This window comes from Trichlorobacter thiogenes (genome assembly GCF_900167465.1).
Taxonomy (GTDB): domain Bacteria; phylum Desulfobacterota; class Desulfuromonadia; order Geobacterales; family Pseudopelobacteraceae; genus Trichlorobacter; species Trichlorobacter thiogenes.
Map to the genome: position 1 here is coordinate 1 of NZ_FUWR01000028.1, position 21,610 is coordinate 21,610.

27 protein-coding genes are annotated in these 21,610 nt (G+C 51.6%); 24 read left to right on the forward strand and 3 right to left on the reverse strand.

The genetic code is table 11. The annotated features are described in order from the left end of the window. Positions 1 to 295, forward strand: a 295-nt coding sequence (gene tnpA / locus B5D39_RS15570; protein ID WP_078791392.1) for an IS200/IS605 family transposase, incomplete at its 5' end; no start/stop codon positions are given. On the opposite strand, the gene B5D39_RS15575 is transcribed toward tnpA, so the two are convergent. Genes B5D39_RS15575 through ruvB form a run of 3 tightly spaced genes read right to left on the reverse strand, consistent with a single transcriptional unit; the run spans position 292 to position 3,331 of the window. Then, positions 292 to 1,632, reverse strand: coding sequence for a leucine-rich repeat domain-containing protein (locus tag B5D39_RS15575; protein ID WP_078791394.1), 1,341 nt, complete (start codon positions 1,630 to 1,632; stop codon positions 292 to 294). The genes tnpA and B5D39_RS15575 overlap by 4 nt on opposite strands. Beyond that, positions 1,629 to 2,315 (reverse strand): DnaA/Hda family protein, encoded by a 687-nt coding sequence (locus B5D39_RS15580; RefSeq protein WP_244161435.1) that lies wholly within the window; start codon positions 2,313 to 2,315, stop codon positions 1,629 to 1,631. Before B5D39_RS15580 ends, B5D39_RS15575 begins: the two co-directional genes overlap by 4 nt. Further along, the gene (ruvB, locus tag B5D39_RS15585; protein ID WP_078791395.1) at positions 2,315 to 3,331 is read right to left on the reverse strand and encodes a Holliday junction branch migration DNA helicase RuvB; all 1,017 of its coding nucleotides are present in this window, start codon (positions 3,329 to 3,331) and stop codon (positions 2,315 to 2,317) included. Before ruvB ends, B5D39_RS15580 begins: the two co-directional genes overlap by 1 nt. Positions 3,332 to 3,442: 111 nt before the next feature. Here ruvB and kdsA point away from each other — a divergent pair, with 111 nt between their 5' ends. The 23 genes from kdsA to rlmD all read left to right on the forward strand — a co-directional run bounded on the left by kdsA (position 3,443) and on the right by rlmD (position 21,609). Next, on the forward strand, positions 3,443 to 4,261 hold the full coding sequence (gene kdsA, locus B5D39_RS15590; RefSeq protein WP_078791397.1) for a 3-deoxy-8-phosphooctulonate synthase: 819 nt from the start codon (positions 3,443 to 3,445) through the stop codon (positions 4,259 to 4,261). After that, positions 4,258 to 5,226 (forward strand): KpsF/GutQ family sugar-phosphate isomerase, encoded by a 969-nt coding sequence (locus tag B5D39_RS15595; protein ID WP_078791399.1) that lies wholly within the window; start codon positions 4,258 to 4,260, stop codon positions 5,224 to 5,226. The genes kdsA and B5D39_RS15595 overlap by 4 nt, the downstream gene beginning before the upstream one ends. Continuing rightward, on the forward strand, positions 5,223 to 5,741 hold the full coding sequence (locus tag B5D39_RS15600) for a KdsC family phosphatase (RefSeq protein ID WP_078791400.1): 519 nt from the start codon (positions 5,223 to 5,225) through the stop codon (positions 5,739 to 5,741). The genes B5D39_RS15595 and B5D39_RS15600 overlap by 4 nt, the downstream gene beginning before the upstream one ends. Positions 5,742 to 5,822: 81 nt before the next feature. Further along, the gene (lptC, locus tag B5D39_RS15605) at positions 5,823 to 6,404 is read left to right on the forward strand and encodes an LPS export ABC transporter periplasmic protein LptC (RefSeq protein ID WP_078791402.1); all 582 of its coding nucleotides are present in this window, start codon (positions 5,823 to 5,825) and stop codon (positions 6,402 to 6,404) included. After that, on the forward strand, positions 6,391 to 6,936 hold the full coding sequence (gene lptA, locus B5D39_RS15610) for a lipopolysaccharide transport periplasmic protein LptA (RefSeq protein WP_078791403.1): 546 nt from the start codon (positions 6,391 to 6,393) through the stop codon (positions 6,934 to 6,936). The genes lptC and lptA overlap by 14 nt, the downstream gene beginning before the upstream one ends. Next, the gene (lptB, locus tag B5D39_RS15615) at positions 6,914 to 7,657 is read left to right on the forward strand and encodes an LPS export ABC transporter ATP-binding protein (protein ID WP_078791405.1); all 744 of its coding nucleotides are present in this window, start codon (positions 6,914 to 6,916) and stop codon (positions 7,655 to 7,657) included. The genes lptA and lptB overlap by 23 nt, the downstream gene beginning before the upstream one ends. 18 nt (positions 7,658 to 7,675) lie before the next feature. Further along, the gene (gene rpoN, locus B5D39_RS15620; RefSeq protein WP_078791406.1) at positions 7,676 to 9,124 is read left to right on the forward strand and encodes an RNA polymerase factor sigma-54; all 1,449 of its coding nucleotides are present in this window, start codon (positions 7,676 to 7,678) and stop codon (positions 9,122 to 9,124) included. Positions 9,125 to 9,165: 41 nt separating this feature from the next. Continuing rightward, the gene (hpf, locus tag B5D39_RS15625) at positions 9,166 to 9,708 is read left to right on the forward strand and encodes a ribosome hibernation-promoting factor, HPF/YfiA family (RefSeq protein ID WP_078791408.1); all 543 of its coding nucleotides are present in this window, start codon (positions 9,166 to 9,168) and stop codon (positions 9,706 to 9,708) included. Between the two features lie 53 nt (positions 9,709 to 9,761). Next, the gene (gene hprK / locus B5D39_RS15630; RefSeq protein WP_078791442.1) at positions 9,762 to 10,721 is read left to right on the forward strand and encodes an HPr(Ser) kinase/phosphatase; all 960 of its coding nucleotides are present in this window, start codon (positions 9,762 to 9,764) and stop codon (positions 10,719 to 10,721) included. 3 nt (positions 10,722 to 10,724) lie between these two features. Next, entirely contained in the window at positions 10,725 to 11,582 is an 858-nt protein-coding gene (gene rapZ, locus B5D39_RS15635; protein WP_078791410.1) for an RNase adapter RapZ, read from the forward strand. A gap of 6 nt (positions 11,583 to 11,588) precedes the next feature. Then, complete coding sequence (locus B5D39_RS15640; protein WP_078791411.1) at positions 11,589 to 11,981, forward strand: PTS sugar transporter subunit IIA; 393 nt, start codon at positions 11,589 to 11,591, stop codon at positions 11,979 to 11,981. A 13-nt stretch (positions 11,982 to 11,994) separates the two neighbouring features. Continuing rightward, a complete protein-coding gene (locus tag B5D39_RS15645) occupies positions 11,995 to 12,261 on the forward strand; it encodes an HPr family phosphocarrier protein (protein ID WP_078791413.1) in 267 nt (88 codons plus the stop codon). A 2-nt stretch (positions 12,262 to 12,263) separates the two neighbouring features. Beyond that, entirely contained in the window at positions 12,264 to 13,040 is a 777-nt protein-coding gene (locus B5D39_RS15650) for a prepilin peptidase (protein ID WP_078791415.1), read from the forward strand. Positions 13,041 to 13,043: 3 nt separating this feature from the next. Further along, positions 13,044 to 14,531 (forward strand): sensor histidine kinase, encoded by a 1,488-nt coding sequence (locus tag B5D39_RS15655; RefSeq protein ID WP_078791417.1) that lies wholly within the window; start codon positions 13,044 to 13,046, stop codon positions 14,529 to 14,531. 5 nt (positions 14,532 to 14,536) lie between these two features. After that, positions 14,537 to 15,913 carry a sigma-54-dependent transcriptional regulator gene (locus B5D39_RS15660; protein ID WP_078791420.1) on the forward strand — a complete coding sequence of 459 codons (1,377 nt, stop codon included), beginning with the start codon at positions 14,537 to 14,539 and terminating at the stop codon, positions 15,911 to 15,913. A gap of 51 nt (positions 15,914 to 15,964) precedes the next feature. Further along, positions 15,965 to 16,762, forward strand: coding sequence for a DsbC family protein (locus B5D39_RS15665; protein ID WP_078791421.1), 798 nt, complete (start codon positions 15,965 to 15,967; stop codon positions 16,760 to 16,762). A gap of 257 nt (positions 16,763 to 17,019) precedes the next feature. After that, positions 17,020 to 17,361, forward strand: a complete 342-nt coding sequence (locus tag B5D39_RS15670) for a type II toxin-antitoxin system RelE/ParE family toxin (RefSeq protein ID WP_279627316.1) — start codon at positions 17,020 to 17,022, stop codon at positions 17,359 to 17,361. Next, complete coding sequence (locus B5D39_RS15675) at positions 17,358 to 17,657, forward strand: addiction module antidote protein (protein WP_078791424.1); 300 nt, start codon at positions 17,358 to 17,360, stop codon at positions 17,655 to 17,657. The genes B5D39_RS15670 and B5D39_RS15675 overlap by 4 nt, the downstream gene beginning before the upstream one ends. 271 nt (positions 17,658 to 17,928) lie before the next feature. Further along, positions 17,929 to 18,261: a transposase gene (locus B5D39_RS17375; RefSeq protein ID WP_244161436.1), complete on the forward strand. Its 333-nt coding sequence runs from the start codon at positions 17,929 to 17,931 to the stop codon at positions 18,259 to 18,261. A 60-nt stretch (positions 18,262 to 18,321) separates the two neighbouring features. Continuing rightward, entirely contained in the window at positions 18,322 to 18,618 is a 297-nt protein-coding gene (locus tag B5D39_RS17160) for a hypothetical protein (protein ID WP_167370399.1), read from the forward strand. A 74-nt stretch (positions 18,619 to 18,692) separates the two neighbouring features. Then, positions 18,693 to 19,418, forward strand: a complete 726-nt coding sequence (pyrF, locus tag B5D39_RS15685) for an orotidine-5'-phosphate decarboxylase (protein WP_078791425.1) — start codon at positions 18,693 to 18,695, stop codon at positions 19,416 to 19,418. Beyond that, complete coding sequence (gene rlmB, locus B5D39_RS15690) at positions 19,415 to 20,152, forward strand: 23S rRNA (guanosine(2251)-2'-O)-methyltransferase RlmB (protein ID WP_078791427.1); 738 nt, start codon at positions 19,415 to 19,417, stop codon at positions 20,150 to 20,152. Before pyrF ends, rlmB begins: the two co-directional genes overlap by 4 nt. Then, positions 20,149 to 21,609 carry a 23S rRNA (uracil(1939)-C(5))-methyltransferase RlmD gene (rlmD, locus tag B5D39_RS15695; protein WP_078791428.1) on the forward strand — a complete coding sequence of 487 codons (1,461 nt, stop codon included), beginning with the start codon at positions 20,149 to 20,151 and terminating at the stop codon, positions 21,607 to 21,609. The genes rlmB and rlmD overlap by 4 nt, the downstream gene beginning before the upstream one ends. Position 21,610 lies beyond the last annotated feature (1 nt).

The following is a 21,610-nucleotide window of genomic DNA, read 5'->3' on the forward strand; positions in this document are numbered from 1 at the left end:
GAAGGAAGTTGAACTTATCGAGGGTCATGCCATGCCTGACCACATCCATCTGGTGTTGAGTATTCCACCGAAGTACAGTGTTTCGATGGTGATAGGGTATTTGAAAGGCAAGTCGGCAATTCATATTCACCGTAAGGCCGAAGGGGTCAAGAAAGGTTTTATCGGTCGGCACTTTTGGTCACGTGGTTACTGTGCCAGCACTATCGGCCTGGATGAAGAAATGATCCGGGCGTATGTAAGAGATCAAGAACATCTGGACAAACAAGAGGAGTTGGACTTCACCCAAAACCCTTAGCCCCTTTTAGGGGCTTTCCTCAAGCCACCGGCTCTGCCGGTGGTCATGACTACCTTGCAGTTTGGCAGGGCCGTGCGCAGTTCTGCCACTCCCTTGTCCGTTACTTTGGTGCCGCTGAAGGTCAGCCAGCGCAGCCAGGTAAGGGGATATAGGTTAGCCAGGCCGTTGTCAGTGATCTCAGTGTGGTAGAGGTAGAGTCGCTTCAGGCTGCTCAGGCAGTCCAGCTTTTTAAGTCCTTCATCGGATACGGTGGTATTTGAAAGATAGAGCTCCTGGAGGCCGGTCAGGTTACAGATCCGGGCCAGAGCATCGTCTCCCACGTCGTACAGAAACAGTGCCTGCAGATCATCCGACTGCAGTTTTTCAAGAAAATCAATCCCGCCTTCTCCGTCGCCCCGTACATCCAGTCGTAACCCCTTGTCCAGCGGTATTTCACGGGGGCCTTTGGCGGCTCCCAGCTTTTGCCAGTCACGGTAGTCCACTGAGTTGGCTGCACGCAGATAGAGAACACCATAGGTTTTTTTAGGGGGAAAGCGGATGATGCGTGTTTCAAGTGGTGGTGAAGGCTGGTCTTCAGGTGTTTCCTGCTCTCCACGTAACAGTGCAAGGCGTTTTTTTGCTTTGGCAATATCAAGATCAACCGTGGCAGCCATTTCAGCCAGCAGGTCAATACCATCCAGCAGACCTTCATCAACCCGTTGTCTGAAACGGTAGATGTCAGAACGTCGCAACTCAATAATCTGTTTGTTTAACTCTTTGATATGCTGACGTGTGTAGGCAATTTGTCGGATCAGGCGAATCAGTTCCGTGCCAATATCAAGCCCTTTGGCTGTTTTGGGTCCAAGCTGCCATTCCCGCAATATCCTCTGCAGTCTCCCCCGGTCACCTTCCTGGTAGGCCAGGTTGGCAATGGCCATTAGTTCCTGGCGTTTGAACCGTTCATGGTCGTCACTGGCCAGATCTGGATGAATTGATTTAGCCACTTCACGATAGAGTGCTTTCAGGCTTTTCTCTTCAAAGATCGGTGTGGTGTCCGGGTCGTCATCCAGCAGGGTGGTTCGGGTAAAGGTTGAGGTGGAGGAGTCGTGTTCAGTGGTATGAAAGTATTTATGGTGTTCTTCTTCTGTTTCACCGGTTCCCAATAGTCCGCTGATTTGCCATTCAAGTTGTTCAAGCTCTGCAATTCTACCGCCCAGTATCTGTTCATAGGTATGCTCAAAGACCCTGATTTCAGATTTGATGGCTGCCAGTTCCCGCTCTATCTGGGACTGTTCTTCAAGCAGATCAGCCAGCTCGCGACGCTTTTTTGCAAGCTCTATCTCTTCAGGGGATTTCATGGAGTCAGCGTTCCCAGTAGAACCAGTTCACGGGCCAGGCGCAGGGTGATGCGGCATTTGCGTTGCAATGCGGCCCGATACAGGGCATCACAGGCTGATACCAGCGATCCCACATCCCTGGGAAGCACGGTTAATAGCCAGCTTGCCACGTCATCTGGCAGGATGATTTGACGATCCTGGGCCAGTTTGGCAATCAACATCTGACGTGAACGGTCATCCGAGACATCCAGCCGGGCCACCAAACCCCACAGCAGGCGCGAGATCAGGTGTTCGTCAATGGTCGGCAGTTCCTTGGGGGCAAACCTGCCGGCCAGGGCCAGGGTGTGGCCGCTGCTGTACTGCTGGTTAAAGGCTTCCCACAGGGCATTACGCAGTTCTGGCTGGTCTGGCAATTGATCAAGATCGTCCACCAACAGCAGATTGCTGGTGGTGCTAATCGGAACAGTCAGGTTACGGCATGACAGGACCTGGTACTGTTCTCCTGCCAGCTGACGCCCAATGGCATGCAAAAGATGGGTTTTACCTGATCCTGCTGGGCCGTAGAGGTACAACAGTTTTTCCGGTTCAGCTGGATTGGTGATCCTGCGGCTGAATTCAAGGGCAGAGCTGTTACCGGCACAGGAGATGAAGTTTTCAAAGCCATAACGTGGGGTAACCGGTAGATCAAGGGCCTGTTGCAGCATCAGAACAGTGACCCCTGGGGACGTTCCGGCGTCAGTCTGCCAAAGTGCTGATAGGCGGCAGGGGTGGCAACCCGGCCGCGGGGGGTGCGGTTCAGGAAGCCGTTCTGGATCAGGAACGGTTCGTAGACATCTTCAATGGTGTCGCTTTCTTCGCCAATTGCCGCACCAATGGTGTCCAATCCCACCGGGCCGCCGCCGAATTTGTCGATGATGGTTAAGAGGATCATCCGGTCCATCTGATCAAAGCCCATTTCGTCGATTTCAAGCAGGCGCAGGGTTTCCTGTACGACTCTGAGGGTGATGGCGCCATCAGCCCTGACCTGGGCATAGTCCCGCACCCGGCGCAGCAGTCGGTTGGCGATTCGTGGGGTACCTCGGCTGCGGCGGGCCAGCTCCAGCGCACCTTCCTTGTCAATCGCCATTCCCAGGATACGGGCTGAGCGGGTCACAATAAAGGCCAGTTCATCATGGGTATAGAATTCAAGCCGTGAAATGACGCCAAAGCGGTCACGTAGGGGGGATGATAACAGACCGGCACGGGTGGTGGCCCCCACCAGGGTGAAACGGGGCAGGTCCAGCTTGATGCTGCGGGCACTGGGCCCCTGACCGATAATGATATCCAGCTGAAAGTCCTCCATGGCAGGATAGAGGATCTCCTCCACCACATGGGAGAGACGGTGGATCTCGTCAATGAACAGGACGTCATGGGGCTCAAGGTTGGTCAGGATGGCGGCCAGGTCACCGGGACGCTCAATCACCGGACCAGAGGTGGACTTGATGTTAACCCCCATCTCGCAGGCAATGATATTGGCCAGGGTGGTCTTGCCCAGACCCGGCGGACCATAGAGCAGCACATGATCAAGGGCCTCACTGCGCCCTTTGGCGGCGTCAATAAAGAGCTTCAGGTTTTCCCTGATCTTTTCCTGACCAATGTAATCCTGTAGGGTACGGGGGCGCAGGGTGGCATCAAACTGCAGGTCGTCGTCGCGTTTTTCCGGTGTGATAGCTCGTTCCATGGGGCGAACTATGACCGAATTTTGCCCGCTTGTCAAAGGAGCCGCGAACGTGGTAAGAAGAGCCTGCCTCGCGAAGATTATTGCGAGGCCTTTTTATCGAAAGAGGATGCCATGACTAAAGAATTGACAATCGGGTCGGTTAAAATGGGGGGCGGACGCCCGTTGGTGCTGATTGCCGGTCCCTGTGTGATTGAGAGTGAAGAGGCAACGCTGCGCCATGCCGAGCGGCTGATGACCATCTGTAACGGGTTGGGGATGCCGCTGATCTTTAAGTCCTCCTATGACAAGGCTAACCGGACTTCAGTCAACGCCTTCCGTGGGCCTGGTATGGATGAGGGGTTGCGGATACTTGCCAAGGTCAAGGACAGTCTTGGTATTCCGGTGCTTTCTGATATCCATTCAATCGAACAGGTGGCTCCGGCTGCCCAAGTGCTAGATGTGTTACAGATTCCAGCCTTTCTCTGCCGCCAGACCGATCTGGTGATTGCTGCTGCAAAGACCGGCAAGGTGGTGAATGTCAAGAAGGGACAGTTTCTGGCTCCCTGGGACATGCGTAATGTGGTGGGCAAAGTGGCGGCCTCGGGTAATGAAAATATCATCCTGACCGAACGTGGCGCCTCCTTTGGATATAACAATCTGGTGGTGGATATGCGCTCTTTCCCGGTCATGCGCTCCTACGGCTATCCGGTGGTGTTTGATGCCACCCATAGCGTGCAGCTGCCAGGCGGGCAGGGGGAGTCATCCGGCGGGCAGCGTGAATTTGTTGAAACCCTGTCCCGGGCTGCGGTTGCCACCGGTATTGATGGTATCTTCATGGAGGTACATGAAGATCCGTCCTGTGCCCTGTGTGATGGCCCCAACTCTATTCCCCTTGCTGATCTTCCTGCTTTGCTGAAGCGTCTGCAGGCCCTTGATGCGGTGGTGCGATGAGTATTCTTGATGAAGGACGCAAGGTTATTCAGGCTGAGGCTGCTGCAGTGGCGGCACTTGCGGGACGTCTGGACAGTTCCTTTGAACAGGCCGTGCAGATGGTTCTGGCCAGCTCTGGCCGGGTGGTGGTCAGCGGTATGGGCAAGTCCGGTCTGGTCGGCCAGAAGATTGCCTCCACCATGGCCTCAACCGGCACCCCGGCCTTTTTTCTGCATCCTGCAGAAGGAATTCATGGTGACCTGGGGATGATCATGACCGGTGATGTGGTAATCGGTATCTCCAATAGTGGTGAGACCGAAGAACTGCTACGGATTCTTCCGGTGATCAAGCGTCTGGGTGCCAGTCTGATCGCCATGAGCGGCAATCCTGCCTCAAACCTGGCCCGTTCCAGTGATGTCTTTCTGGATGTATCGGTTGCTGAGGAGGCCTGTCCGCTGGGGCTGGCTCCAACCTCCTCAACCACCGCTACCCTTGCCATGGGCGATGCGCTGGCTGTTGCACTGCTGGTTGAACGGGGCTTCAGGGCTGAAGATTTTGCTATCTTTCATCCCGGTGGGTCTCTGGGTAAAAGGCTGCTGCTGCGGGTAGAGGATCTGATGCATGGCGGCGACTCAATTCCGCTGGTGCAGGAAGAGATGCTGATGAAAGAGGCGCTATTTGTGATTACCTCAAAAGGTCTGGGAATAACCGGTGTTACCGATGCCCAGGGTGGTTTACTGGGGGTGATTACTGATGGCGACCTGAGGCGCTGTCTTGAGCGTGGTGAAGATATCCTGCACAGTTCTGCCGGAAGCCTGATGCGCCGCAATCCCAAGCGGATTCTACGCAGAGAGCTGGCTGCAGCAGCCCTTCAGATGATGGAGCGCCATTCAATTACCACCCTGTTTGCCTTTGATGATGAACAGAGTCAGGCCCCCTGCGGCGTGATCCATCTGCACGATATCCTGAAGGCTGGCATTGCATGAACGAAAAACTGAAGCATATAGAGCTGCTGCTGCTGGATGTGGATGGCGTCATGACCGATGGCAGGATCATCTGGGATGCCAATGGCACCGAGATCAAGTTCTTTAATGTTAAGGATGGTCACGGCATCAAGCTGGTGCAGCGGGCCGGTATCCAGGTCGGTATCATCACAGGACGTGTCTCTCCGGTGGTTGACCTGCGGGCAAAAGAGTTGGGAATCGAGATCCTCTATCAGGGATCACTGCGTAAACAGGAAAGTTACGACGATATCAAGCAGCGTACCGGCCTGGCTGACCATCAGATCGCCTATATGGGTGATGATGTGATTGATGTGCCGGTCATGCGGCGGGTTGGTTTTTCTGCTGCCCCCGCAGATGCCCTGCCGGAAGTTCAGAAAGTGGCTGATTATGTTGCCAAAGCCAGAGGCGGGTGGGGCGCTGTGCGAGAGCTGTGCGATCTGCTGCTGAAAGGTCGTGGCATGTGGCAGGAACTGGTCGTGGACAGGTATGAATTGTGATTATACAATCTCTGTGCCAACAGGGTCGCTATAGGCTGTTATCCGCTGGACAGCCAGCCAGCCCAATGCTATAGTGCGTTCATGCAAATGCCGAACACAAGGCAAATCAGGCGGATTCTGGCAGTAGTCATTGTGGCCTCAACTGTTGCCTTGGTGGTGGCTATTCTGTTCAGGCAATTTCGTTCAACCCCGCCTGAAACAGCCTCAAAACCAATCTCCCCTGAAGTTGATATGTCTCTTTCCAAACTTACCTTTTCTGAAATGAAAGGTAACGAAAAGCTCTGGGACCTGACTGCCGAACGTGCTGATTATGATAAAGAAGCTGCATTGGCAAAGCTGACCGGGGTCAGGACCGAGATCTATGGTGGCAAGGCCGGCGGAGTGACCATTACCTCAAAAACCGGCAGCTATCATGAGGCGCAACATCTGGTCATTATGCAGGAAAAGGTCCATGCCGTTACTAAAAAGGGGATGGTGTTTGATACGGAGCAGCTTGAATACCATTCCGGGCCAGGCCTGGTGGTAACAAAACGCCCCGTAAAGGTCGTTGATGGCCGGTTAACATTAACAGCCCAAGGCATGGAAATGTCGCTACATCAAGAAGAAGTTCGTTTCCGGGGGGCTGTACATGCAGTTATCGAGGGAGCACATGCAAAGCGTTAAACAGACCTTACTGTTGTTACTTGTCTGCCTGCTGGGGGTGGTACCCGCGTTTGCGGCACCTCAGCCTGCTGCCGGGTCTCCGGCAAAGCGGGATCGTTCTTCAAAACCGATCAATGTCAAGGCTGACGAGCTGAAGGCAGACAATAAGGGCAAAACCGCTATTTTTACCGGACGTGTGGTGGCACGTCAGGAAGATGTAACCATTTATTCCGACAAACTGATTGTTTATTACGGTGAAAAGGATGATCAGGTAGACAAGATTGAGGCGATTGGTGCAGTCCGGATTCTGCAGACCAACCGGGTTGGTACCGGCGGTCACGCCCTGTATGAAAGCAAGGAAGGCAAGATAACCCTGTCCATCAATCCCAAAGTTACCCAGGAAAAGGATTCTGTAACCGGTAAGGTGATTGTCTATTATCTGGATGAAGACCGCAGCGTGGTTACCAGTGGTGAAAATGCCAGGGTAGAGGCGGTTATCCATCCAAAGCCGGGCAGTGGGCCGAAAAAGAATGACGCAAAAAAACAGCCATAGCAGAAACCTGCGTGCTGAAGGGCTTTGCAAGACCTATGGTAATCGTCAGGTGGTGCGTGGCGTTAACCTGACGCTTGACTCCGGCCAGGTAATCGGTCTGCTTGGCCCCAATGGAGCGGGTAAAACCACAACCTTTTACATGGTAGTAGGCTTAACAAGGCCAGATGGTGGGCAGGTCTGGCTGGATGGTGATGAAATTACCGAGCAGCCGATGCATCTTCGGGCACGTAAGGGGATCAGTTACCTGCCACAGGAGGCATCAGTCTTCAGAAAATTGTCAGTACGGGACAATCTGCTGGCGATTCTTGAAACTGTTGAAGATGATCGTGAACTGCAGCAGCATCGTGCTCAGGAGTTGCTGGAAGAGTTTGGCATCACCCATATTGCTGATTCACAGGGGTATGCCCTTTCAGGTGGCGAACGCAGACGGGTTGAAATTGCCCGTGCCCTGATTACCAGACCGGCCTTTATTTTGCTGGATGAGCCGTTTGCCGGTATAGATCCGATAGCGGTGGCAGATATTCAGCAACTGATTTTGGGGCTTAAAAATCGTAATATCGGCGTGCTGATTTCAGACCACAATGTCCGTGAAACCCTTGGTGTCTGTGATGCCGCCTATATTGTCAGTGCCGGTGAGGTGCTGGAATTCGGCACTCCTGAACAGATTGCAGAAAGTAAAAAGGCCCGTGAAATCTATCTGGGCGAAGACTTCAGACTTTAGAGGCAGTTAGGAGCAGCTATGGCGATGGAGATGCGCCAACAACTGAAGATGACGCAGCAACTGGTGATGACGCCACAGTTGCAGCAGGCCATCAAGCTGCTTCAGATGACCAGGATAGAACTGCAGGATGTGGTTCGTCAGGAGCTGGAGGAAAACCCGATTCTGGAGGAGTCGCCAGAACTGGATGAGGTTCGGGATGGGGAGTCACTTCTGGAGGTTGTGGAAGTAGAGCTTCCTGATGAAAACCTTGCAACCGGTGAGGCCTTTCAGGAGGTTGCTGCCGGTGAAGATACCCTGCGTGATTGGGATAGTTACCTTGATGGCTATAACTACACCTCGGGTGAACAGTCAGGGGATGAAGATGACAAGCTCTCCTTTGAAAACCTGCTGACCCGCAAAGGCACTCTGTTTGATCACCTGCATTGGCAGTTGCAGATGGGGAATTATAGCGACGAAGAGCAGATGGTTGGGGAAGAGATCATCGGCAATATTGATGATGATGGTTTCTTTCGTTCTACGGTTGCTGATATCGCCCTTGTTTGTGAAACTTCTGAAGAGCTTGCAGAAACTATACTACAGAGGATTCAGGAGTTTGATCCCAGTGGTGTTGGCGCCCGCTGTTTGCAGGAATGCCTGCTGATTCAGGCCCGTAGTTTGGGAATGGCCGGTAGCGTGGTTGAGTCAATCTTGCTACGCCACCTGCCGGATGTTGAAAACCGCAATTACAAACAGATTGCCCGTAGTCTGAAGATTGATCCTGAGCAGGTGCTGGCAGCAATTCGGATTATTGCCGGTTTTGACCCCCGTCCAGGACGACTGTACAGCAGCGATGAGGTACACTACATCTCTCCTGACATCTTTGTGCATAAGGTGGGTGATGATTATGTGGTGATGCTGAATGAGGAAGGCCTGCCAAACCTGCGGCTGTCGCCCTATTACCTTGATGCCAAGGCTGGTGGCGGTATGGACGCCAAAACGCAGGAATATGTCGGCGACAAGAAGCGGGCCGCTGAATGGCTGATCAAGAGTATTCAACAACGCCAGCGCACCATCTTCAGGGTGGCCAAAAGTATCGTAAAGTATCAACGCGAATTTCTTGAGCAGGGTGTTGAAGGGCTGCGCCCTCTGGTGTTGCGTGATATTGCTGAAGATATCGGCATGCATGAATCAACCATCAGTCGAGTAACCACCAACAAGTATATGCAGACCCCCCAGGGACTGTTTGAATTAAAGTATTTCTTTAACAGCGGGCTTTCAACGTCAGATGGCGATTCAGTTTCTTCAGAAAGTGTCAAGAATCGGATTAAGGCAATTATTGATAAGGAAGATAGCGCAAAGCCGCTTTCAGACCAAAAAATTGCTGAAATGCTGTCTGATGAAACCGTTAACATTGCCCGGCGGACGGTAACGAAATACCGCGAGATGCTGCGTATCGGATCGTCGTCTGAACGACGGCGACATTTCTGATATAATTACCAAAGAGGGAACTATCCAGAGGAGGACACATTATGCAAGTATCGACAACTTTTCGGCATATGGAACAGAGTGAGGCGCTGAAAAACTACGCAGAAGAAAAACTTGAGCGGGTTGCGAAGTATATTGATGAGCCTATATCAGCCCAGGTTTACTTTACGGTGGAGAAGATCCGCCACATTGTTGAGATTGTTATTTCCGGCCGTGGCATTACCACCAAGGCTTCAGAGGCAACCAATGACATGTATGCTGCGGTAGACGCTGTTCTGGACAAGATTGAGCGTCAGTTGAAGCGTTACAAGGAAAAACTGAAGGATCACAAGCCTGCTGACAACAATGGTCGCACCATGTCCAAAAAGGTGTTCCATGCTGAAAGTATTGAATCCAATCCAGAGCCGGTTGTAATCACCACCAAGACCGAGACTGCCAAACCGATGGCAGTGGAAGAGGCGGTTATGCAGATGGACCTGCTGCACAAGGACTTCCTGGTCTTCACGGATGCGGTTTCAGGTGAAATCAATGTTCTTTATCGCCGCAAAGACGGTAACTTCGGTCTGATCGAGCCTCAACGGGGCTAACGTGTGTTTCAGGGGAGGTGTCCTTCACCTCCCCTGGCATGCCACCACGTACTGTGGATAGCATTACCCTTTCCATACAGGACCTGCTCGATGAAAAGGAATATGGCCTTGATCTGCGTTTGATCGCAGGTGCCAGCGGCCTGAATCATCGTGTCAGTTCATCCCGGATTCAAAAACCTGGGCTGGCCCTGACCGGTTATACCCAACATCTGCACCCTGCCAGAATCCAGGTGCTGGGTAATACAGAAATATCCTATTTAACCCAACTGCCAGAAGACCGTTTGCGTGACAATACCCAGGCGCTCTGCGCTTTTCCTATCTCCTGTTTTGTTGTTACCAAAGGGCTTACTCCTCCTGCTCGCTTCCTTGAAATTACCGAGCAACTTGGCATTCCGGTGCTGGTTTCTCCCCATCAATCATCAACCTTTATCTCGCTGATCACCAAATTCCTTGAAGAGCAGTTGCTGCCCACCACCCATCTGCATGGGGTATTGGTGGATGTGTTGGGTGTCGGCATCCTGTTGACCGGTAAGAGCGGTATCGGCAAGAGTGAATGTGCCCTTGATCTGGTCATTCGTGGACATCGCTTGGTGGCTGATGATATGGTCTTTATTCGCAAAAAGATGCCGGCCAGTCTGGTTGGGCAACCAGAACAGCAGATCCAGCATCTGATGGAGATTAGAGGTCTGGGCATCATCAATATTAAAGATCTGTATGGTGTCTCATCCATCCGTGAAAAGAAGATTATTGATCTGGTGCTTGAGCTGATGGAGTGGGACCCGGATCAGGAGTATGACCGTTTGGGAATTGATGATAAGACCACCACCATTCTCGGTGTTGACCTGCCTCACCTGACGATACCGGTCAGACCGGGACGTAACCTTGGTTCGATCATTGAGGTGGCGGCCCGTAATTTCCTGCTCAAGGGGATGGGCTATCATTCAGCAAAGGATTTTCAACAACGGTTGCTGGACCGGATGGAAGTCCGGCACCTTGGCGATGAAGTGGAGTAGCTGATGCGGATTGTGGTTATTACCGGGATGTCCGGTTCAGGTAAGTCAACAGCAGTGCGGGCTCTGGAGGACGAAGGGTTTTACTGTATTGATAATCTGCCAGTCCGGCTGTTTCGCCAGTTTGTTGAACTGATTGAAAAATCAGGTGAGACCTTTAAAGGGGTGGTGCTGGTTACCGATATCAGGGGCCGGGATCTCTCCACCGGCATTGTTGAATCGTTCCGTGATTTACGCAGTGTAGGCCATGAACTTGAAGTGCTGTTTTTTGACGCATCAGATGAGGTGCTGATCAGACGCTTTGCTGAAACCCGTCGCCGCCATCCTGCAGATGAACACTGTACTGTCCCTGAAGGGATTCGGATTGAACGGGAACGGCTGGCTGCCCTGCGTCAGAATGCTACGCTGGTCATTGATACCTCTGAGTTCAATGTTCATCAGTTAAAAGAGCAGGTTATCCGTGTCATTAAAGGGGAACAGGGCAGCAGCCATTTTACGGTTGAAGTGGTTTCGTTCGGATTCCGCTATGGTGTGCCCCTGGATGCCAATCTGGTCATGGATGTACGCTTTCTGCCGAACCCTCATTTTGTTTCTGAACTTCGTCCCTACAGCGGTCTTGAGCCACAGGTTCGGGATTTTGTCCTTGGACAGCAGGAGACAAAGGCGTTTCTTGACCAGTTTTTGTCATTACTGCAGTTTTTGATCCCGGCCTATCGTCGTGAAGGAAAGAGTTATTTAACGATTGCCATCGGCTGCACCGGTGGGCGCCACCGTTCGGTGGCCATTACGCAGGCAGCGGCAGCTCGCTTTGAGTCGCTTGGGCTTAAGGTGCGCATCAGTCACCGCGATATTGAGAAGGGATAGTAAACCATGACTGGACTTGTTGTTGTAACCCATGCAGGACTTGCCACATCATTGATTGCTGCTTCAAGCATGATCACCGGCAGCAGCGAAGGCTGTGAAGCGGTTGAGCTGCATGCTGATGACCCTGCAGATGGCCTAGTTGGCCGTATTGCCGAAGCATTGAAAACCGTTGGAAGCGATGGCGCCATCATCATGACTGATATGTTTGGCGGTACGCCATCCAATGCAGCCATGTCTTTTCTGCAAGAGGGCAAGGTTGAGGTGGTAACCGGAGTTAACCTTCCGATGATGGTAGAGTTTTTTTCCCGTCGTGGAAGGATGACGTTGGAGGAACTTTGCGCTTCTCTGCTGCGTTGTGGACGTGAAAGTGTAATTGTCGCTGGTGAATTCCTAAAATAGAACAGGTGCTTACATGCAACAACAGGAGTTTGAGATTGTTAACAAGTTAGGACTGCATGCCCGTGCATCAGCCCTTTTTGTCAAGACTGCCAGTAAATTTCAGTCTGAAGTTAAACTGGCCCGGGAATCGGTTGAAGTGAATGGCAAAAGCATTATGGGAATCATGATGTTGGCTGCCTCAAAAGGGACCAAGATCCGCCTGACTGTAGAAGGAGTTGATGAAGCAGAGGCGATGCAGACCATTGGAGCCCTGATTATTGATGGGTTTGGCGAAGAGTGATCATGCTGCCAGTTGCCTATATGGCTGTCTTTGTCTTTCTGTTCGGGGCGGTGATCGGCTCATTTCTAAATGTCTGCATCTATCGTCTTCCCCTTGATCAATCAATCATCAGTCCCGGTTCCCGTTGCATGTCCTGTGGGGCTGCGGTGCGCTGGTTTGACAATATCCCGATCATCAGTTGGCTGGTGTTAAGAGGCCGTTGCAGGGGGTGCGGTGCCGGCTTCTCAATTCGCTATCCACTGGTGGAACTATTAACGGGCTGTCTGCTTTTGCTCTTGTTCCTGCGTTTTAGTCTGAGTATCTCCTTCTTTATTTATTCCCTGCTTGTTGTTGCACTGATTGTTGTCACCTTTATCGATTTTGATCATCAGATTATCCCTGATGAAATCTCGCTTTCCGGGGTTGTTCTAGGCTTTCTTGCTTCATTTTTTCTTCCAGAACCGGGCTGGATTTCATCTCTGGCAGGTATTGTCGTGGGTTGGGGCAGTCTGGCGCTGGTTTTTTACGCCTATCTCTGGCTGACCGGACGGGAAGGTATGGGGGGCGGAGATGCCAAACTACTGGCCATGCTGGGCGCCTTCCTTGGATGGAAAGCTGTTCCGTTTATCATCTTTACCTCATCACTGGTTGGATCAGTTGTTGGCCTTTCTCTTATGGCAGCGCAACGCAAAGGGCGCCATCTGGCCATTCCCTTTGGCCCGTATCTGGCTTTCGGGGCGGTTGTCTATATTTTCTATGGCCCCCAGCTGATCAACTGGTATCTCCATCTGGGGAAGTAACCGATGCGAACAGTGCGGCCAAGCCTCACGTTTTCCATTCTAGCCTCTTTGGCCTGTTTGCTTATCCTCACTTGGCTGCTCTTCAGTCTACTCGCCTTTAAAACCGCTGAAAATGACCTGTATGCCCAGAAGGGTGAGCATGCTCGGATGCTGTTATCCACCTTTGTTAACCAGCTACCCGACCAGTTGCCTGGTTTTCCGGAAGGAATGCTGCCGCTTAATACCTCTGCCGCAGTCTATGCCTCCAAATTATCTGAAGAACGATCATTTGAACGTCTGACGCTGCTGGATAAGGCAGGCAAGGTTATCTACAGCGTTGGCAGAGAAGGCAGTGATCTCTATCGCCCCTTTAGCTTGCCGGGACGCCAGCTGGAGGAAAGCGGCATTATTGCTGACGGAGCGCTACTGGTTCGCTCAGCTCAGGTAATCCGTAATGGTGAACAGGTTGGCAGGGCAGGCTTGATTTTGTCGTTGTCAGACGAACAACGCCGCATCAGACGAACACGACAGCTGTTGATGACCTATTTTGCCCTTGATTTTATCCTGCTGCTTGGCCTGGGTGCCTTTGTTTTGTCAAAGATCGTGGTTGCTCCGGTTAATCGCCTGTTGTCAGCAACGGAAAAGATTACAGTCGGTATCTACGGCACTCAGTTGAAAGTTACTGGTGCGCTTGAAATGGCACGCCTGGCAGATGCATTTAATGCAATGTCAAGCACCCTTGACCAAAAACAGCATGAGGTTGCCTCCCATGTTGCCGCTCTTGAAAAGGTTAACCAGGACCTGGAACTGGCACGGGAAGAGGCGGTGCGTTCAGAAAAAATGGCATCTGTTGGACTGCTGGCCGCCGGTACGGCCCATGAGATAGGCACACCTCTGGCATCAGTGATGGGCTACGCCGAGATATTGTCTCAGGAGTTGGAACACAATCCGGCTCAGGCAGACTATCTTGCACGTATTATGGAAAGCTGTGGGCGGATTGACAGAATTGTAAAAGGGCTACTTGAGTATGCGCGTCCCAAGCCGCCTGTCTACACCGAGGTACACCTGCTGGAGCTGGTTCAGCAAACGCTGGAACTGCTGCAACATCAAGGACTTTTTAAGGGGATACAGGGAACTCTCAGGACAGAAGGAAGTCCCTCCAGTCTCATGCTTGACCCCCATCAGCTTCAGCAGGTACTGATAAACCTGCTGATCAATGCCAGTGATGCGATGCCACAGGGTGGTTCACTGAAGCTGGTTGTCAAACAAGAGCCCGGCAGTACTGTACAGTTGCTTGAAGTATGGGACACCGGGGCAGGGATTGCACCTGAAAACCTGGGTAAGCTGTTTGATCCATTCTTTACCACCAAAGCGCCGGGCAAAGGCACAGGTTTGGGGTTAGCCATATCAGCCCGTATTGTTGAAGGATTTGGTGGCAAAATTTCAGTCCGGAGCAGCATCGGCAAAGGTAGTTGCTTTACGGTTCATCTGCCCGTGAATACGAAGGGATAGAAAGCATGAAACAATCCCATATTCTGATTATAGATGATGAAGAAAATCTGCGGCATATGCTCTCCATCATGTTGTGTAAACAGGGCTATCTTGCTGACACGGCTGCTGGTGGCGAAGAAGCGTTGGAGATGCTTGCCAGCCATGCCTATGACTATATCCTGTGTGACATCCGTATGCCGGATATGGATGGCCGGGAGTTTCTCCGCCAGGCCATCAGCAGGGGGGTTTCAGCGCCGATTGTCATGATGACCGCCTATGGTGCGGTAGATACTGCGGTGGCCTGTATGCAGGAAGGGGCCTATGACTTTATCTCCAAGCCGTTCAAGCGTGATGAAATTGTTATCGTCTTGAAAAAAGCTGAAGAGCGTGAGCGTCTGAAAGAGGAAAACCAGACGCTTAAGGCAGAGGTGGCTGACAAAAATTCATTCTGCGGGCTGATTGGCCGTAATCCTGCCATGTTGTCTCTCTATGATCAGATCAGGCGGGTGGCGGGTCTGAAAACCACCGTACTGATTCAAGGTGAGTCAGGAACAGGAAAAGAACTGGTTGCCAGGGCGCTGCATACTAGTGCCTGCCGTAATGGCAAGCCATTTGTGGCGGTCAACTGTGGTGCCATTCCTGAAACAATGCTGGAAGCAGAGCTGTTCGGACATGTCAAAGGCTCTTTTACCGGTGCCACCGCAGATAAGGCAGGCCTGTTTGAACAGGCAGACGGAGGCACGCTCTTTCTGGACGAAATTGGTGAGATGCCGCTTTCACTGCAGGTGAAGCTGTTACGGGTTCTTCAGGAAAGTGAAGTACGCAGAATCGGAGCGTCAACCTCCCGCAAGGTTGATGTGCGGGTGGTGTCAGCTACTGCCCGTGACCTGCAGGCAGAGGTTACAGAAGGACGTTTCCGTGAAGACCTCTTCTTTAGACTGAATGTGTTTTCTCTTCAGATCCCCCCGTTACGAGACCGGGTTGATGATCTTCCGCTACTGGTGCAGTATCTGGTTAAAGAGTGCGCTGCCAGGATCGGGCGGGAACCGGTTCCCAGGGTTGCTCCAGAGGCTCTGCGCCGTCTGATGGCCCATAACTGGCCGGGGAATGTGCGTGAACTTGAAAATGTCATTGAACGGGCGTTAGTGCTTTGTGATGGTGATCAGCTTGCTGCAACCTGTTTACCTAATGGTTCAGCTCCCATTGAACGGCCATCATTGCAAACAGACAGTGCTGACGGTACTGAAAACCTTTCCATTAAACAGGCGGAACGGATCATGGAAATGGATCTGATTAGTAAGGCCTTGATCAAGACCGGCGGCAACCGAACCCATGCTGCAAAAATACTTGAAATCAGCCACCGTGCCTTGTTGTATAAGCTGAAGGAATATGGTTTGGAGTAGTTTGAGGCGTTGTATTCAAATGGTCACATCAAAATCTAAGAAGGAGTATTTATGTTCAAAATTGTCTCCAGTGTTGTTGCTCTCCTCCTGTTGTTACTTGGTAGCGCATTTGCCATGCCTGCAGCAAAAGACGGCTGCGGCACCATGGAATGCTCCAAGTGTCATTCCCTGACCGTTAAAGAGGCCGGTGAACTGCTCAGCTTTGCCGGAGTAACGGTAAAGTCGATTAAACCTGCACCATCCCACGGCATGCATGAAGTTCTTTTTGAAAAAGACGGCGGGGTGGGGATTGTCTTTATTGATTATGGCAAGAAACATCTGATTCAGGGAATGATCATTGACCTGAAGACCAAAGAACCGGTTGCTGCCCATGAAAAGGATCTTCCCAAGCCCAAACAGTTTACCGGCGTTGATCCCAAGTTAATTCCTGTTCAGCATGCCGTTGTGATGGGAAATCCCAAATCAGCGAAAAAACTGTATATTTTCACTGATCCTGATTGTCCCTATTGCCGTACCCTGCATCCCGAGTTGCAGAAACTTGAAAAGCTGATGCCGGATCTTTCCATTACTATCATGCTCTACCCATTACGTCAGTTGCATCCTCAGGCCTATGACAAGGCTCGTGTTGTCATCAGCAAAAAGAAGCGTGACCTGTTGGACAAGGCGTTTGAAGGTAAAGAGCTTCCGAAGATTAAAGGTGACGAAGGCAAAGCAGCTGTTGATGCAATCATTGCATTTGCAGGTGAACAGGGGATAAACGGTACGCCAATGATCTTGCTGCCCGATGGTAAAGTGTATCAGGGCCAGCGTACCGCAGAAGCTATCAAGGCAGCTTTGGAAGGAAAGTAAAGAGAGAAACTAAAAAAGCAGGGTATTGAATATACGAAAGGCCCCGGTTCCCACGCCGGGGCCTTTCCGTTTTCATGGCGGTGAATTTCTTTCGTGTTTCCTTGAATTTATCTTTTGCGCTATGATGTCATTTCACTGTGACAAGTGCAGTGACCAATTTTTCAATGGTCACAATTCTTGTTGCGGCTTGTTACCTGGAGGGGGGTGCGGTGTAATAATCCGCTTGCAATATGTGGCCTATAAGCCAAAATATCGGCGTGCAAACCTTTTCCAACGACATAGAGTACTACCAGACCAGTGAAGGCAAAGCGCCGTTTAAGGAATGGCTTGAAACCTTACGGGATGTTACTGGGCGGGCTAAAATTCGTGTGCGGCTTGACCGCGCTCGGCTGGGCAACCTGGGGGACCACAAGCAGCTTGCCGCCGGGTTATGGGAAATGAGGATTGATTGCGGGCCGGGGTATCGTGTCTATTTCACCAGAGAGGGGGGGGGGAGGCTGGTTTTGCTTTTGATCGGCGGGGACAAAAACACTCAGAAGCGGGATATTGCCAGGGCCGCCGGATACCTGGAAGAGTACCAAAGGAGACAACAACCATGACACAGACAACTGACTATCAAAGGGACCTGATTGAAGCCCTGAAAGACCCGACTGAAGCTGCCGCTTATCTGAATGCTGCACTGGAAGAGGGCGACAAAGAAACTTTTCTACTTGCCTTGCGGAACATTGCAGAGGCCAACGGGGGCATGAAGGCGGTTGCTGAAAAAGCCCATCTGAACCGGGAAAGCCTGTACCGTACGTTATCACGCCGGGGCAATCCTGAAATCCGTACTCTGTTCAATCTGCTGCATGTGGTTGGCTTGCGCTTAAGTGTGACCCCTGAAATTGTTGCTTGATCCCTTCACCCGGTTACTCTGATTGGGAAATAAAAAGCCCCTTCCTGGATTGGATGGGACTTTCTGTTGTGTTGTTGGGCATTCGGGGGACAGTATATTTAATTGACTCTGGCCTACTATCTGCTATTCTCACCGCATGGCCAGTATTGCACGAGTTATAGCCTCGGCATCCCCCACCATGTTACCCAACGCGGCAACCGCCGCCAGCAACCTTTTTCTGTGATGATGACTATCAAGCTTATAGATGGCCGAATGGTGCAGGAAGTGTCAGGTGGAAATCTGGGCCTGGTGTCTTATGCCGAACCATGTCCATCTGATTGTCGTGCCAGAAACAGAAAATGGACTTGCCCGCGCCATTGGTGAAGCACACCGACGCTATACCCGCAGGATAAACTCTCGTGAAAATTGGAAAGGACATCTCTGGCAGGAGCGTTTTGCTTCGTTTCCTATGGATGAAACCTACCTGCTGGCAGTAGCCCGGTATGTTGAGATGAACCCGGTGGCGGCACATATTGTCAAACGGGCAAAAGAATATCGTTGGAGCAGCGCACAGGCCCACCTTTCGGCTCAAGATGATCAGTTGATCCCCTGCTTTCAATGGTAGGCAATTGGAAAGACTTTCTGGCGGTATCATCGGAAGAAGAGATGAACATCTTCCGCAAGCATGAGAGGACCGGCAGGCCGCTTGGACAGGAAGCGTTCATTAAAAACCTTAAAGAGGTGCAAGACCGATTACTCAGACCACAAAAAACTGGTCCGAAGGCAAAGGCAAGATAAATATACTGTCCTCGAAATATCTCCAAAAGTTAAAGTTCCGATGGAAGATGGTGATAAAGGATTGGCTCCAGAACCATTTAACAGATACTATCCTAAATATGGAAATGGTGGTTATCATCAGCTTGTGCCAAAAAACAGAATTACAGTTAATTTTGATAAAATAGATATGCTCCCGGAGAAATAGCAATGGAAATTGACGCACTAAAAATAAATCTTAATTACTTACAAATAATGACAATGTACTGAAAGGAATTTTGCATGACCCGCGACGAAGCTAAAAACAAGATAATCTTTGCCCTGGATGTGGATAACCTGAAAAATATTGACTGTTGGGCTGAAAAACTCTCCAGCAAGGTGGGGATGTTTAAGGTGGGCAAGGAGCTGTTCACCTCTGCCGGGCCTGCTGCTGTTGAGGCTGTCAAGAAGCATGGTGGCGAGGTGTTTCTTGATCTGAAGTACCATGATATCCCCAATACCGTTGCTCAGGCCATGCTGGCTGCCGGACGTTTGGGTGTGAAGCTGGCTAACCTGCATGCTCTGGGTGGGCCGGAGATGATGGAAAAGGCCAGCCAGGCAGTACGCAAGGAGTTTAGTGACTGTGAACGCCCCCGTCTTTTGGCAGTGACTATTCTGACTTCATCTACGCAGGAAACACTGAAGGCAGTTGGAATAGAGCAGCCGGTGGAGCAGATGGTAGTGCGGCTGGCAAAACTGGCCAAGGAAAGTGGCATGGACGGTGTAGTGGCTTCACCGCTGGAGATTCAGGCGATCCGTGCGGCCTGTGGTTCAGATTTCCTGATTGTCACCCCGGGGGTACGACCATCTTTTGCTGCTGTTGATGATCAGAAACGGATCATGACTCCGGCTGAGGCGGTTCAGGCAGGTGCTGATTATCTGGTGATCGGCAGACCGATTGCCAAGGCAGCTGATCCGGTTAAGGCTGCAGAGCTGATTGTTGATGAGATTGTAGCAGGTGGGCAATGAAAGACGATATTCTGTATGGAGTAAATCCGGTCAGGGAGGCCTTGCGCGGTAGTCGTAAGGCCTTTGAGCTTTTTGTGCAGACCAGTGGAACAGACCATCGAATTGCAAAGCTAACGGCTTTGGCAGAAGAACAGGGCGTTCCGGTGCATCGCCGCGATCGGGCTGATCTGGAGCGATTGGCCGGTAATCCCCATCATCAAGGTGTGGTGCTGCGGGTTGCTCCCTTTGCATATACAGATCTGGAAGATTTTTTATCTGCCCATCAGGCAGATGATGCATTGTTTTTGCTGGCTCTGGATGGCATTCAGGACCCACAAAATCTGGGGGCGTTGATCCGGTCTGCTGCCTGTGCTGGTGTACAGGGGGTGATCATCCCCAAGGATCGGGCCTGCGGGGTGACACCGGTGGTGGAAAAAGCCTCGGCTGGTGCTGTGGAAACGGTTCCGGTTATGCAGGTTACTAATCTGGTGCAGGCTCTGGAACGTTTGAAACTGGCTGGCTGCTGGGCCTACGGACTGGCAGGAGAGGCAGGAAAAAATCTGTACACAACAGATTTTTGTGGCAATCTGGTGGTGGTGGTGGGCAGTGAAGGGGAGGGGATCCGCCCGTTGGTCCGCAAGCATTGTGATGGTCTTTTGGCAATTCCCCAGTATGGCGGGGTGTCGTCTCTAAATGCCTCTGTAGCAGGTGGTATAGTGCTGTTTGAAGCAGCACGGCAAAGGTGCAAATCATGAAGTCAAACAAGACCAGGGTGCAAAAAAGCGGGATGAAGCGGCCACACAAGTCCGCATCTCAACATGAAGCAGATTCACCATCAGGTCTCCGTTTCGGTCTGGCTGTAGAATTGACAGTTGAACGTCTGGATAGCGATGGAATCGGTGTGGCCCTCCATAGCGGCCGCCAGATTTTGATTCCTGGTACGGTACCCCAGGATCGCTGCCAGGCACGTATTACCCACTTTGGTAAGACCGTTGTGTTTGCGGATCTGATAAAGCTGATTGAGCCATCCCCCTTGCGCCTGCAACGCTGTCCCTGTTCTGATGCGGCCCTATGTCTGGGGTGCCCGCTGATTGCCATGCGCTATGGCGAACAACTGCGCTGGAAACAGCAGCTGGTACAGGCGGCTTTTGATGGATATCCGTCTCTAAAGGGAATTGTAGTCCCTCGGTTGCTGACGCCGGAGCGTCAACTACAGTACCGAACCACTGCCAAACTGGCCGTGGCGGGAACCCACGCAGATCCGTATATCGGTATCTATCGTCGTGCCAGCCACGATGTGGTTGACCTTGAAGATTGCCCGCTCCATCATCCCATGATCAATACCGTAATCAAGGTTGTGCGTGCGGGGATCAGCAAGTTAAAGGTGCCGATCTATCAGGACAAGAACAAAACCGGTATTTTACGGTATCTTGTGGTGCGGGTTTCAGAATCCAGTAACGAAGTAATGGTCACTTTTGTCGCAGCCAGGCGGGCCTTTAACGAAATTCATCACCTTGCACGCCTGCTGCAGGAAAAGGTACCACAGGTGGCGGTTGTCTGTCAGAATGTCAACAGCAGTGAAGGTAATGTCATCTTTGGTGCCCATGACCACTTTCTGACCAAGCAGCAGACCGTTCAGGAGAGGATAGGGCAGGTAGAACTGCTGGTCTCTCCCCGTTCTTTCCTGCAGGCCCAGAATGATGGTGCCCGGCTTCTGTATGAAACCGCCCGTGACTGGGCTGGTCTGGATGGCAGCCAACAGGTGCTGGATCTGTACTGTGGCATTGGCGGTATTGCGTTGACCTTGGCTCCTCTTGCCAGACAGGTGCTGGGTGTTGAGTTGAATAAAGATGCCGTGGCAGATGCCAAACGTAACGCCCGCCTGAATAATGCAAAAAACTGTCGTTTTGAGGCAGGCGACGTGCTGGAACTTCTGGACGACCTGCTTGAGGATGAACTAAGGTTTAACTGTATTGTGCTTAATCCACCTCGTAAAGGTTGTGACAGGGAAGTTCTTGATAAGGTGGCAGAGTTTGCGCCTGAACGAATTGTCTATGTATCCTGTTCTCCTCAAACCTTGGTCCGTGATCTGGATATCCTTGTTGCAAAGGGCTATCATTGTGAAAAAGTGCAGCCGGTGGAGATGTTCCCCCAGACACCACATGTGGAAAATGTAGCGTTACTGGTGCGTAAAGAGCTAAAAATCGCTTGAC